Source organism: Flavobacterium sp. (assembly GCF_032153895.1).
Taxonomy (GTDB): Bacteria; Bacteroidota; Bacteroidia; order Flavobacteriales; family Flavobacteriaceae; genus Flavobacterium.
This window is the reverse complement of the sequence record NZ_JALDYN010000009.1, coordinates 45,790-59,346: the sequence shown is the minus strand read 5'-3', so window position 1 is coordinate 59,346 and position 13,557 is coordinate 45,790. Positions and strand designations below refer to the sequence as shown.

Genomic DNA, 13,557 nt, shown 5'->3' with positions numbered 1-13,557 from the left:
TTTACGATGATACAAAATCCTAAAAGATATACGATTACTGCCGCTTTACCTTACACCAATGGCCCTATTCATATTGGGCATTTGGCCGGAGTTTACGTTCCTTCTGATATTTATGCCCGTTTTCTGCGTTTGCAAGGAGAAGATGTCGTATTCATCTGCGGAAGTGACGAACATGGGGTAGCGATTTCGATGAAAGCCAAAAAAGAAGGCATTACGCCTCAGGAAGTAATTGACAAATACGACGGCATCATTCGTAAATCGTTCGAAGATTTTGGAATTTCTTTTGACAACTACTCAAGAACTTCAGCTGAAATTCATCATAAAACCGCTTCGGAATTCTTCAGAAAATTATACGACGAAGGTAAATTCATTGAAGAAGTAACTGAGCAATTGTACGACGAAAAAGCAGACCAATTCTTAGCCGATCGTTTTGTAACCGGAACCTGTCCAAAATGCAGCAATGAAGAAGCCTACGGTGATCAGTGTGAAAAATGTGGTTCCTCTTTAAATGCTACAGATTTAATCAATCCAAAATCGACCATTACCGGAACTAAACCCGTTTTGAAATCGACCAAACATTGGTTCTTACCCTTAGACCAATACGATACTTTTTTAAGACAATGGATTTTGGAAGGTCATAAAAACGACTGGAAGCCCAACGTATACGGACAGGTAAAATCGTGGTTGGAAGACGGATTGCGTCCAAGAGCCGTAACCCGCGATTTAGATTGGGGAATTGACGTGCCCGTTGAAGGTGCCGAAGGTAAAAAACTGTATGTTTGGTTTGATGCGCCAATCGGTTATATTTCTTCTACCAAAGAATGGGCAGCTCGTGAAGGCAAAGACTGGGAACCATACTGGAAATCGGAAGACACCAAACTGGTTCATTTCATCGGAAAGGACAATATCGTATTCCATTGTGTAATTTTCCCTGCAATGTTAAAAGCAGAAGGAAGCTATATTTTACCGGATAATGTTCCGGCTAACGAATTCTTAAACTTAGAAGGCAACAAATTGTCTACGTCTAAAAACTGGGCAGTTTGGCTGCACGAATATTTATTGGATTTCCCTGAAAAACAAGATGTGTTGCGTTACGCTTTAACGGCGAATGCTCCGGAAACCAAAGACAACGATTTTACTTGGAAAGATTTTCAGGCGCGTAACAACAACGAGTTGGTGGCCATCTTCGGAAACTTCATCAATCGCGTTGTGGTATTGACTAACAAATATTACAACGGTGTTATTCCACAGCCGAACGAATTGAGCGAAATCGACGAACAAACTTTAGCCGAACTGAAAGCCTATCCGGCAGTAATTGCTTCTTCCGTGGAACGCTACCGATTCCGTGAAGCCTTAGGCGAATTGATGAACGTAGCCCGTTTAGGAAACAAATATTTAGCCGATGAAGAACCTTGGAAAATCGTAAAAGAAAATCCGGCTCGTGTACAAACCCAAATGTATGTGGCGCTTCAAATTGCAGCTGCACTTAGTGTTTTATCGGAACCGTTTTTACCATTTACCGCAAACAAACTGAAAAACATCCTAAAACTCAACGACGATTTCAACTGGAGCGATATCAGTAACAAATCGGATTTAATTCCAGCCGGTCACCAAATTGGCGAAGCCGAATTGTTATTCGCCAAAATAGAAGACGACGAAATTCAAAAACAAATAGACAAATTGGAAGCAACCAAAGTAGCCAACAAAGCCGAAAATGCTAAAGCGGAACCACAAAAAGACATCATCACTTTTGAAGATTTTGCTAAAGTGGATTTGCGCATCGGAACCATCATCGAAGCCGAAAAAATGCCGAAAGCCAACAAGCTTTTAGTATTGAAAGTAGATACAGGCATCGACGTTCGTACCATCGTTTCCGGAATTGCTGAACATTTCTCTCCAGAAGAAGTAATAGGAAAACGTGTAACCGTTTTAGTGAATTTAGCCCCTAGAGCTTTACGCGGCGTAGAAAGCGAAGGCATGCTACTCTTAACCAACACTGCAGAAGGTAAACTGGTTTTTGTAAATCCGGATGCTGAAGGTGTGATTAATGGCGCTCAAATTAGTTGAAAAATAATCCAACCCTTTTAGTTCTGCTGAAAGGGTTTTTTCATACCGAATCTATGAAAAATTTAAAAGTTATCGCTTTCGATGCAGATGATACGTTATTCATCAACGAACCGTATTTCGAAGAAACCGAAAAGAAATTTTGTGGTTTGATGAGCAATTATCATTCGGCACAAAGTTTATCGCAGGAATTACTTAAAACCCAGGTTAATAATCTGCCTTTGTACGGTTATGGTATTAAGGGTTACATTCTTTCTATGATTGAAACCGCCGTTAAGGTTTCCGATGGAACTATCAGCGCGAAAGGCATTCAGAAAATTACTGACTTAGGCAAAGAATTAATTCAAAAACCCATCGAATTACTGGATGGCGTAGAAGAAACACTACAAGCTTTACAAGGAAAATACAAATTGGTCGTGGCTACCAAAGGCGATTTAAAAGACCAGCAACGCAAACTGCATGATTCGGGTTTAGGCCCTTATTTTCACCATATTGAAGTAATGGCCGACAAACAGGAAGTCAACTATGAAAAACTTTTGAAACGTTTGGAAATTGAACCTTCTGAATTTTTCATGATTGGTAATTCCTTAAAATCAGATGTGTTGCCGGTGTTAAATATTGGCGGTTATGCTGTCCATGTTCCGTTTCACACGACTTGGGCACACGAACGCATCGATCATGAAATTGTCCATCCGAATTTCTATTCGATTGAAAAAATAACAGAAGTTTTACCGATTCTATATTAACCATGAAAAAGTTAGACCTCAACACTTGGAATCGTAAAACCCATTTTGAATTTTTCAGTCAATTTGACGAACCTTTTTATGGTGTGACCATCACTATTGACTGTTCCGTTGCCTACGAAAAAGCCAAAGAAAAAGGGGTTTCTTTTTTCATTTATTATTTGCACAAAACCTTAGCTGCGGTCAATGCGATAGAAAATTTCCGGTATCGAATTATCGAAAATGAAGTCGTTGTTTATGACAAAATTAATGTTTCCGCGACCATTATGCGGGAGGATACGACTTTCGGGTTTTCGTTTATGGAATACTTTGAAGAGCTGAATCTTTTCAGTCAAAAATCGTTGGAAGAAATTGAACGCATTCAAAACACACCTGGTTTAATTACCCGAGATTTTGATGGTTTGTACAATTTGATCCACTTTTCCTCCATTCCTTGGCTGGATTTCACTTCGTTGTCGCACGCGAGACATTTCAAATTTCCAGACAGTTGCCCAAAAATTTCTTTTGGTAAAATGACGGAAGGAAATGGAAAAAAAACCATGCCGATGTCGATTCATGTGCATCACGGTTTGGTTGATGGTTTTCATGTGGGGCAATTTGCAGAAACGTTTCAAAACCTGATGAATTCCTAAATGTTTCCGATTGCTTATCATCCGATTTACAAGCATCCGTTACCGGAAGGCCATCGGTTTCCTATGATTAAATACGAGTTGTTACCGCAACAACTGATTCATGAAGGGATTGTTTCCGAAGCAGCTTTCTTTGAACCCGAACTTCCCGATTTAAAACATGTTTATGCTGTTCATGAGAAAGATTATGTTGATGCTTTGCTAAAGCTAACACTTGATGCTCGAGCGGTGCGAAAAATCGGCTTCCCACTTTCTGCGGAATTGGTGGAACGGGAATTGCGCTTGACCCAAGGCACCATTCTTGGCGCAGAAAAAGCATTACAAACCGGTATCGCCTTTAATATAGCCGGCGGAACGCATCACGCCTATTCCAATCGCGGTGAGGCTTTTTGCCTGTTAAACGATCAGGCTGTGGCGGCTCAATATCTACTCAACGAAAAACTAGCCAAAAAGATACTGATTGTGGATTTGGATGTCCATCAAGGCAACGGAACGGCAGAAATATTTCAGAACAATCCGAATGTATTTACTTTCTCGATGCACGGAAAATCGAATTATCCCTTCAAAAAGGAAAAATCCGATCTGGATATTGAATTGCATGACCATACTGAAGATGCTAAATTTTTAGAACTACTCCATAACACACTGCCTTATCTTATTGAAAACCAACAACCGGATTTTATTTTTTACCTCAGTGGTGTGGATATCCTCGCTACAGATAAATTAGGCAAGTTAAGCTGTTCACTCGAGGGCTGTAAAAAAAGAGATGAATTTGTTTTCTCCTTATGCAGTCAATTTGAAATTCCGGTTCAAGTGAGTATGGGCGGTGGCTATTCCCCTGAAATTAAAACAATAATCGAAGCACATGCCGCTACCTATAGAGCCGCCAATTCGATTTACGGTTAAAAACAAAACCACCGGCATAAACCGGTGGCCTACAAACCTAAACAGTATTCAGCAAAGCTATAATGGCTTCACCAAACTGCTGTACTTTTGCTTCTCCAAAGCCTTTGATTTTTTTAAGTTCATCAAGAGTTGAAGGTTGATGAAACGCTACGTTAACCAATGTTGCATTACTACAAATCAAATACGCCGGAACCATTAACTCCTTGGCTTTTAAATTTCGCCAGTCTTTTAGACATTCCAGAATATACTCCGCACCCGGTGTTAAGTCAGTTTCTTCAACCGCTTTAACCTTTTCTTTGATTACTTTAACACCACCCGATTTAACCTCGCAAGGCTCGAAATGGATTAGAATTGACCAATGGGGCGCTTCTGTCTCTGTAGCTACAAAATGTTCCGAGGATTTTACATAAACAATTGTGTTAAGAAAATCGTTGAGCAGTTTTTGATCGGAAGAAAAAAATTCAGGCTGTGTACGCAACGTAAAAAGCTGAATGTTCATTTTACTTCCCTAAAAGCAAAATCTCGTTAGCAACAATTTCCGTCACATAACGCTTATTCCCGTCTTTGTCGTCGTAATTTCGGTACGTGAGTTTTCCGTCAATGGCGATTTCTTTGCCTTTTTCGACAAATTTTTCGATGATTTCGGCAACTTTACCCCAGGCAGTCACTCGGTGCCATTCGGTTTGCTCTACTTTTTCGCCTTTGTCGTTGTAGTAGTATTCATTAGTAGCTAATGTGAAATTTGCTACTTTTCGGTCTCCGTTTACAGTTTTAACTTCCGGATCCTGACCCACGTTTCCAATCAATTGTACTTTGTTTTTCATGGCATTTACTTTAATTAATTATTTATTTGGTTTCGATAGTGCAAAATTGGCCGTTGCAAATAAGTTAGTCGGTTATTAAACGTTTACTGTCGTTTATTTTAGTTTTTTGTAAGAAATATTTTTATTTTTGAATTGTATTTGCCATTGTTTAACTATATGCCTTTACCCTATGAAATTGTGTTTAGAGTGTCGAGATAGAGTTTTTGGTCGGGAAGACAAGAAATTTTGCGGAGACAGTTGCAGAAATTCTTACAACAACAAACAAAATAAGGATTCTACCAATCTTATTCGCAACATTAATAACAAGTTAAGAAAAAATTACCGAATTTTGTTAGAGCTGAACCAGCACAAGAATTCCAAAACAACCCGAAACAATTTACTTCTGAAAGGCTTCGACTTTGCGTTTTTCACCTCATCGTGTGCTGATAAGAATGGAACTGTTTATTATTTTCTGTACAATCAGGGTTATTGTTTTTTGGAAAATGACTGGCTCGCATTAACAGAAAAAGAAACTTATCCTGTTGCGAATGATACGATATTATCCGAATGAAGTTTTTAAAGAATTTGAAGTAAAAGGGAATCGAAAAAAACGCTACGCCATTTCCAATATGGGGCGCTTAATGAGTTTTACAGAAGATATTTCCGATGGCGTTCTTTTAAAAGGAGCGCTTGCAGACGGCTATCGTCTTATGCGGTTAGACAGACAGAAAGAAGGTGTAAAAAGTTCTGATTATTATATGTTGTATAAACTTGTAGCCGATTTTTTCGTTCCTAAAACAGCTGAAAATCAGGAATATGTCATCCATCTGGATTTCACAAGAGATAATGACAGAGCGTCAAACCTGAAATGGGTAACTTATGAAGAAAAAATGGACCACTACCGAAAAAGTCCTCACGTTGCTGTTGGAAGAAAAAGAACAATCGCTCATAACATCAAATCCGATGGTCGAAAACTAACCGAAACCACCGTTATCCGTCTGAAAAAGATATTGTTAGATCCCAACCGAAAAACCCGTATGCGCATTTTAGCCAAACAATTTGGCGTTAGCGAAATGCAGTTGTATCGTATCAAATCCGGCGAAAATTGGGGGCATATCAAAGTGGATGTTCCGACTAAAAAAGCAGATGAATAAGCAACAATCCATTGCGATTTTAGGTTGTGGATGGTTAGGAATTCCGTTAGCCGAAAGTCTTATTGCTAAAGGATTTTCAGTAAAAGGCTCCACTACTTCTTCTGCAAAAATCGATTGGTTTAGCCAGAAAAAAATCATTCCGTTTCAGCTAATCCTTAATGAAAATAAAATTGAAGGCGAGATTGATACATTTCTAAAAAACACCGATGTGCTGATTATCACGGTTCCGCCAAAAGCAAAAGAGCCAACTTCAGATACTTTTCCCGCTAAACTAGCTTTTCTTCTTCCTTATATTGAGAAAAGTACGGTTGAAAAAGTCCTTTTCATCAGTTCCATTTCGGTGTATCCTGATGTAGTTTCTTACAACAACAAAGTAACGGAAGGTTATGTTTTTGAGTCTTCGGAAATGGAATCGAATGTGTTATTGCAATCGGAACAATTGCTATTAAACAACAGCTATTTCAAAACAACCGTTTTGCGATTTGGCGGATTGGTCGGCTTAGACCGTCATCCGATAAACTATCTGGCCGGAAAAACAAATCTTGAAAATCCGGAAGCACCTATCAATCTGATTCATCTTGAAGACTGCATCGGTGCTATCGAAAAAATACTATCCGAAAATTGTTGGGGAGAAGTTTTCAACGCCGTTGCGCCAATCCATCCAAATCGGGAAAACTATTATCAGCAAAAAGCGAAAGAAATGCAATTGCCTTTACCTATCTTTACGCATGAAAAACCTTCTGTTGGAAAAACAATTTCTTCAGAAAAACTGATTCAAAAGCTCCATTATACGTTTTCCAAAACCGATTTTTAACGTGCTCAAGAAACTACATACTTCCACAAAAAATCAATTACAAACGATTGGTTTACCGATGGTTGCTTTGATTTGGGTTAGTTTTTTTTGGGGAACGACCTGGCTGGCATCCAAAGAAGGTGTTAAACATATGCCCGCGTTGCAGTTGGCGGCTATCCGTCAATTTATTGCTGCGGGAATTTATATTGCCTATTTTCTCTACAAAAAGGAGGTTTGGCCCAAAGGCAGGCAGTGGAAAACCATCATCATTCTCAGTATCTTAAATTTTGTACTGAGCAACGGTTTGAGTACTTGGGGCGTTAAATTTATTTCCAGCGGCTTGGGTGCCATTATTGGAGCAATGTTTCCACTTTGGATTGTCATCATCAATTTTTTTAAAGGTGAACGGATTTCCAAATGGGCAATTATAGGAATGGTCATCAGTTTTGGAGGTGTTTGTCTGATTTTTTACGATTATCTAGCAGATTTCCTGAAACCTGATTTTCAATTCGGTATCTTCTTATCCGTTTTGGCTACCTTAACCTGGGCTTTTGGCAGTTTATATACCAAGAAAAAAGCAGCTAGTTTTAATCCGTACTTTAGTTTGGGATTACAGATGTTGCTTTCCAGTATTTTGCTGTTCGCATACAGCGGAGCAACAAGCAGTTCAGTTCCGTTGACGGAAATCCCTTCCGAATCTTGGTGGTCGATTGCCTATTTAGTGGTATTTGGCTCGGTGTTTACCTTTATCGCTTTTATTTACGCGCTGCAACATTTACCTGCCGAAGTGAGTAGTGTTTATGCCTACATCAATCCGATTGTGGCGGTGGTTCTCGGTTCATTTATTTTTGAAGAACCCTTAACGATTATGATTGGAATTGGTGGTTTGGTTACCTTAATCGGCCTCTTTTTGGTCAACAAAGCGATTCGAAAAAAATAAGGCTCCAAACTTTCGCTTAGAGCCTTATCTTGTTGCCGCTTACCAAATTTTTACTCGGTTCTCGGGTTTTATATACAATTTCTGTCCTTCTTTAATATCAAATGCCTGATAAAAGGATTCCACATTTTGTAATGGTACGTATGCACGATACATTCCTGGTGAATGCGGATCGGTTTTCACCTGATTTTTGATAGCTTCATCACGCATTTTCGAACGCCAAATCGTCGCCCATGAAATGAAGAAACGCTGTTCTGGAGTAAATCCGTCAATGTTTGCTGGACGACCAGTCTTTTGAAGTGCGATTTGCAAACCGTCATAAGCCGCGTTCACACCACCTAAATCCCCAATGTTCTCTCCTAACGTAAACTTGCCATCCACAAAAGTTCCCGGAAGTGGTTCTAAAGCACTATACTGTGCCGCTAAAGCACCACCTAAACCTGTGAATTGTTTTAAATCGTCTTCTGTCCACCAGTTCACTAAGTTTCCGTCAGCGTTGTAACGTGAACCCGAATCGTCAAAACCGTGTGAAATTTCGTGACCGATTACCGCTCCAATTCCACCATAGTTTACCGCGTCATCCGCTTTATAATCATAGAAAGGCGGTTGTAAAATCGCAGCCGGGAAAACGATTTCGTTATACGATGGGTTGTAGTACGCATTTACGGTTTGTGGTGACATTCCCCATTTGGTTTTGTCTACTGGTTTATGCAATTCTGCAATATTTTCAGCATGACCCCAACGGGCAACATTTTTCATGTTTTCGAAGTAGTTTCCACCTTCTTCTTTCGACTTAATGACCAATTTAGAGTAATCTTTCCATTTGTCCGGATATCCGATTTTAACGGTAGATTTTCTTAATTTCTCTATAGCACCTTTACGTGTTGCCGGCGTCATCCAAGGTAAATTGTTGATACGGTTTTCGAACGCTAGGAATACGTTATCAATCATTGCTTTCGCTTTCGCTTTCGCTTCAGCAGGGAATTTTTTCTCTACATATAATTTTCCTAAAGCTTCACCAACGGTTCCGTTAACCACTTGTAATGCTCTTTCCTCACGCGGACGTTGTTTTAAAGCTCCGGTCAAAGTTTTGCTGTAAAATTCCCAGTTAGCAGTTTCGATATCTGTGGTTAAAACACCCGTCGATTTGTTGATTAACGTCCAACGCATGTAAGCTTTCCAGTCTTCAACTTTATTGTCTTTGAAAATGGTTTCTAAAGCCGTCATATACTTCGGTTGCGATACAATTAAGGAATCAATTTTACCGATACCAACACCTTCTAAATACCCATTCCAGTTTACCGATGGTGTCAATTTTTGCAAATCAGCTACCGTCATTGGGTTGTAGGTTTTTCTTCGGTCACGACGTTCAACACGGTCTAAACGTGGGCGAGCCATTTCCGTTTCCAAAGCCAACACTTTTTCAGCCTGAATTTTAGCTGCTGCCGGTTTAATTCCTAAAAACTGAAGCATGCGTGCTACGTGCAACACGTATTTTTCGCGTTTTTCTTTCGAATCTTTGTCATCGGAAACATAATAATCTCGATCCGGTAATCCTAAGCTTCCCAACCCTACGTTTACTACATTTCGGTTACTGTTTTTCGCATCAGGACCTACTCCAACACCATAAAACCCTAATCCTCCTTGCGATTCCATTTCCATCAATAATTTATTGACATCAGCAACCGATTTAATTGCATTAATTTTAGCCAAATACGGTTTTAAAGGCGTAATTCCCAACTTGTTTCTGGAAATCGTATCCATATACGTTTTGTACACATTTACCGCTTTTGCCTGATCAGATTTCGGATCTAAATTCTTATTTGCAGCTGCTTCTTTCAAAATCGCCAAAGCATCTTTATCCGTGTTCTGACGCAATTCGTCAAAACTACCCCAACGGGTTTTATCAGCTGGAATTTCAGTCTTGTCATACCAGGTTCCGTTTACATATCGGAAGAAATCATCGCCCGGTTTTACGGATTTGTCCATTAAATTAACATCCACACCTGGATTCTTAGATTTTGCCTGTTGGGCTGAAACCTCAAAACTCAACAGCGAAAAAACGGCAAGCGAACCTGCTGCAACCATGTTTTTTTTCATACGTACTTTATTTTGGTTTTTTGACGGTTACAAAATAATCGTCAAACATTTGTTATGTTATTCACTTTCAAATTGGTATAACCTCTTTTACTTTTGTTACACCAGAATCTCAAAAATAGAAAATCTAAGCTAGCATTTCTCTTTTTTAACACTTCTTAATCAAACTATACCAGATGTAAACCAATTTGGAATTGTACCTTTGCCAAAATTAAAAATCATGCTCTCGTTTTTTAAAAAATACATTCCGTTTTTTATTGTTTTGGGGATTTTATCTGCCATTATCATCGCTTTGTTTTATTCGGCATTGAAACCTAAAAAAACATTACCGGTGTATACGCCTTCTATGGTTAATCCGGAATTAGTAGATTCTACGATTCAGCATGTTGCGAATAAAAGTCAACATCATATCGCTGATTTTACTTTTACCAATCAGAATGGAAAAACCATTACCCAAAAAGAGTATGAAGGTAAAATTTATGTGGCCGATTTTTTCTTTACCACCTGTCAAACCATCTGCCCGATGATGACCGACAACATGAGTTGGCTGCAATCGCAAATTAAAGACAACCCGAAAGTCTTGTTACTTTCACATTCCGTAACTCCTGATATCGACAGTGTTCCCGTTTTAAAAAAATATGCTCAGGAAAAAGGCGTTATTGACAGTAAATGGAACTTGGTCACCGGTGACAAAAAAGACATTTACTACATCGCGCGAAAATCATATTTAGCTGTTAAAACCGGTAATCCTTCCGAAATGTACGACATGGTACACACCGAAAATTTTGTTTTGGTTGACAGCAAACGACGTGTTCGCGGATTTTACGATGGTACCAAGAAAGAAGACATGGAACGCCTTCTAGAAGACATCAATTTCCTGGTAGAAGACGAAAAGTAAGCGAAAATCATAAAGTTTTGTAAAATTGATTTTTGTCCGTCAATCCAAAATTATATTCCTTACTTTTGCAATCTAAATTCAATCTAAATAAGTTTTGATTTCTACCTTAGATCAGTTACAACTCGGACAAAAAGCCATCATTGAAGATTTCAATGTCGATATCATTCCCTTGAAATTACTGGAAATGGGTTGCTTGCCCGGCAATGAAGTGGAATTACTTCAGGTGGCGCCTTTTGGTGATCCGTTGTATATTAATCTGAACGACAGCCATGTTGCTATTCGGATTGAAACGGCTAAAGAAATCAAAATTTCCATCATAAAAGAAACTGCTTTATGATGCACAATACTATCAAAGTTGCTTTAATCGGAAATCCGAATGTTGGGAAGACCTCTGTTTTTAACGAACTGACCGGCCTTAACCAGCAAGTAGGAAACTATCCTGGTATTACCGTAGAGAAAAAAACCGGTCACGCTAAACTTTCAGAATACACTAAAGCTACCATACTCGATTTACCCGGAACCTACAGTTTGAACGCCAGTTCGATGGACGAAAGTGTGGTGATTGAACTTTTGATGAACAAAAACGACAAAGATTTTCCGGATGTTGCCGTAGTGGTTTCCGAAGTGGAAAATTTGAAACGTAATTTACTGTTGTTCACGCAAATCAAAGACTTGGAAATCCCTACAATTCTGGTCATCAACATGAGCGACCGTATGGAAGCCAAAGGAATTACGCTGGATATTCCGCATCTGGAAGCGCAATTGAAAACGAAGATTGCTTTAGTCAGTTCCCGAAAGAAAACCGGAATTACCGAGTTGAAAAAACTCCTAATCAATTATAAAGAATTACTAATCGAACCGTGTTTGAACGCTTCAAGCATTGATACAGATTATTTCAACAGTCTTCGCAAAGCTTTTCCTAACCAATTATTGTACAAATTATGGTTGGTGATTACGCAGGATGTGAATTTCGCGAACATCCACCGTGAACAAATAGAACAAAATTCGTTTGCCAAACCCGCAGCCGAATTGAAACGCTTGCAGCAAAAAGAAACCATAAAACGCTATCAGTTCATTAACGAAACCTTAAAAGTTGGTTATAAAGTTGACAAAAGTAAGGCAACCGATGTCCGAGAAAAACTAGATCGAATTCTCACGCATAAAGTTTTCGGTTATTTGATTTTCTTCGGAATACTGATGTTGATTTTCCAGTCGATTTTTGATTGGTCGAGCATCCCGATGGATTTTATTGATAGCAGTTTTGCGACTTTAAGTTCCTTAGCTAAAACGCATTTGCCGGCAGGAATTTTAACCGATTTGATTGCCGAAGGTATAATCCCAGGCTTGGGCGGTATTGTAATTTTTATTCCGCAGATTGCTTTTTTATTCCTGTTCATTTCGGTGTTGGAAGAAAGCGGCTATATGAGTCGTGTTGTATTTTTGATGGACAAAATCATGCGTCGTTTCGGTTTAAGCGGAAAAAGTGTCGTGCCCTTAATTTCGGGAACGGCTTGTGCCATTCCGGCGATTATGGCTGCCCGAAATATTGAAGATTGGAAAGAACGTTTGATTACCATTTTGGTTACGCCGTTTACGACTTGTTCGGCGCGTTTACCGGTGTATGCAATTTTAATTTCCTTAATTATTCCCGATAAAAGAGTTTTAGGTATTTTCAATTTACAGGGCTTGACTTTGATGCTGTTGTACATGCTTGGTTTTGGAATGGCGATATTTTCCGCGTACATTCTAAACAAAGTTTTGAAGATCAAATCGAAATCTTATTTTGTGGTAGAAATGCCGAGTTACAAAGTTCCGTTATGGAAAAATGTTGGTATTAATGTAGTGGAAAAAACCAAATCGTTTGTCTTTGGCGCCGGTAAAATCATCTTGGCCTTATCGGTAATCTTGTGGTTTTTGGGTTCACATGGTCCGAGCCATACTTTCAAAAATGCTGAAGCCATAGTCGAAGCCCAATTGCAGAACAACGAAATATCCGGAGAAAAAGAAGATCTAATCGCTTCGTACAAACTGGAAAATTCTTATATCGGAATTCTTGGAAAATCCATTGAACCGGTCATCAAACCTTTAGGATACGACTGGAAAATTGGAATTGCCGTAGTAAGTTCGTTTGCCGCGCGTGAAGTTTTCGTGGGTACTTTAGCTACGATTTACAGTGTAGGAAGTCATGCCGAAGAAGAAACCACCATTAAAAACAAAATGGCTGCAGAAGTCCATCCGGTTAGCGGACAAAAAATCTTCAATTTTGCCACAGGAGTTTCCTTATTGTTGTTTTATGCTTTTGCGATGCAGTGTATTTCGACTTTAGCGATTACTAAAAAAGAAACCAATTCCTGGTTTTGGACGGTTGTTCAGCTACTTTTTATGAGTGGATTTGCCTATGTCGCCAGTTTAATCGCTTATCAAACGCTGTCGTAAAATGATTAGTTTTCAGGAAATAATTGCGTATTTACTGTTGGGATTTGCCGTCGCTTTTCTTTGGAAGAAGTTCTTCGGAAAAAAGAAAAAAGACAAA

14 protein-coding genes are annotated in these 13,557 nt (G+C 39.1%); 11 read left to right on the top strand and 3 right to left on the bottom strand.

Translation table 11 applies throughout. The features are described from left to right. The first annotated feature begins 6 nt into the window (after window positions 1-6). From metG to RUH60_RS05405, 4 genes are read left to right on the top strand one after another with little or no spacing between them, the layout of a single operon-like run. On the top strand, window positions 7-2,067 hold the full coding sequence (gene metG / locus RUH60_RS05420) for a methionine--tRNA ligase (protein WP_313806202.1): 2,061 nt from the start codon (window positions 7-9) through the stop codon (window positions 2,065-2,067). Window positions 2,068-2,120: 53 nt separating this feature from the next. Continuing rightward, the gene (locus RUH60_RS05415; protein WP_313806200.1) at window positions 2,121-2,810 is read left to right on the top strand and encodes an HAD family hydrolase; all 690 of its coding nucleotides are present in this window, start codon (window positions 2,121-2,123) and stop codon (window positions 2,808-2,810) included. Between the two features lie 2 nt (window positions 2,811-2,812). Beyond that, the gene (locus tag RUH60_RS05410; RefSeq protein WP_313806199.1) at window positions 2,813-3,439 is read left to right on the top strand and encodes a chloramphenicol acetyltransferase; all 627 of its coding nucleotides are present in this window, start codon (window positions 2,813-2,815) and stop codon (window positions 3,437-3,439) included. Next, a complete protein-coding gene (locus RUH60_RS05405) occupies window positions 3,440-4,342 on the top strand; it encodes a histone deacetylase (protein WP_313806197.1) in 903 nt (300 codons plus the stop codon). It abuts the gene before it with no gap. Between the two features lie 37 nt (window positions 4,343-4,379). Here RUH60_RS05405 and RUH60_RS05400 read toward each other — a convergent pair whose 3' ends face one another. Then, window positions 4,380-4,841: an HRDC domain-containing protein gene (locus tag RUH60_RS05400; RefSeq protein WP_313806195.1), complete on the bottom strand. Its 462-nt coding sequence runs from the start codon at window positions 4,839-4,841 to the stop codon at window positions 4,380-4,382. Window position 4,842: 1 nt separating this feature from the next. Then, entirely contained in the window at window positions 4,843-5,166 is a 324-nt protein-coding gene (locus RUH60_RS05395) for a single-stranded DNA-binding protein (protein ID WP_313806193.1), read from the bottom strand. A gap of 169 nt (window positions 5,167-5,335) precedes the next feature. Here RUH60_RS05395 and RUH60_RS05390 point away from each other — a divergent pair, with 169 nt between their 5' ends. The 4 genes from RUH60_RS05390 to RUH60_RS05375 are packed head-to-tail and all read left to right on the top strand — an operon-like array spanning window position 5,336 to window position 8,032. Continuing rightward, entirely contained in the window at window positions 5,336-5,716 is a 381-nt protein-coding gene (locus tag RUH60_RS05390) for a hypothetical protein (RefSeq protein ID WP_313806191.1), read from the top strand. After that, complete coding sequence (locus RUH60_RS05385) at window positions 5,694-6,299, top strand: NUMOD4 domain-containing protein (protein ID WP_313806189.1); 606 nt, start codon at window positions 5,694-5,696, stop codon at window positions 6,297-6,299. Before RUH60_RS05390 ends, RUH60_RS05385 begins: the two co-directional genes overlap by 23 nt. Next, on the top strand, window positions 6,292-7,113 hold the full coding sequence (locus RUH60_RS05380; protein WP_313806187.1) for an SDR family NAD(P)-dependent oxidoreductase: 822 nt from the start codon (window positions 6,292-6,294) through the stop codon (window positions 7,111-7,113). The genes RUH60_RS05385 and RUH60_RS05380 overlap by 8 nt, the downstream gene beginning before the upstream one ends. A 58-nt stretch (window positions 7,114-7,171) precedes the next feature. Then, a complete protein-coding gene (locus tag RUH60_RS05375; protein ID WP_313806247.1) occupies window positions 7,172-8,032 on the top strand; it encodes an EamA family transporter in 861 nt (286 codons plus the stop codon). Between the two features lie 39 nt (window positions 8,033-8,071). Here RUH60_RS05375 and RUH60_RS05370 read toward each other — a convergent pair whose 3' ends face one another. Continuing rightward, entirely contained in the window at window positions 8,072-10,129 is a 2,058-nt protein-coding gene (locus RUH60_RS05370) for a M13 family metallopeptidase (protein ID WP_313806186.1), read from the bottom strand. Between the two features lie 217 nt (window positions 10,130-10,346). Here RUH60_RS05370 and RUH60_RS05365 point away from each other — a divergent pair, with 217 nt between their 5' ends. From RUH60_RS05365 to feoB, 3 genes are all read left to right on the top strand, one after another. Beyond that, window positions 10,347-11,024, top strand: coding sequence for an SCO family protein (locus RUH60_RS05365; protein ID WP_313806185.1), 678 nt, complete (start codon window positions 10,347-10,349; stop codon window positions 11,022-11,024). A 94-nt stretch (window positions 11,025-11,118) separates the two neighbouring features. Beyond that, window positions 11,119-11,361, top strand: a complete 243-nt coding sequence (locus tag RUH60_RS05360) for a FeoA family protein (protein ID WP_313806183.1) — start codon at window positions 11,119-11,121, stop codon at window positions 11,359-11,361. Further along, window positions 11,358-13,460, top strand: a complete 2,103-nt coding sequence (gene feoB / locus RUH60_RS05355) for a ferrous iron transport protein B (RefSeq protein ID WP_313806181.1) — start codon at window positions 11,358-11,360, stop codon at window positions 13,458-13,460. Before RUH60_RS05360 ends, feoB begins: the two co-directional genes overlap by 4 nt. The last annotated feature ends 97 nt before the right edge of the window (window positions 13,461-13,557 follow it).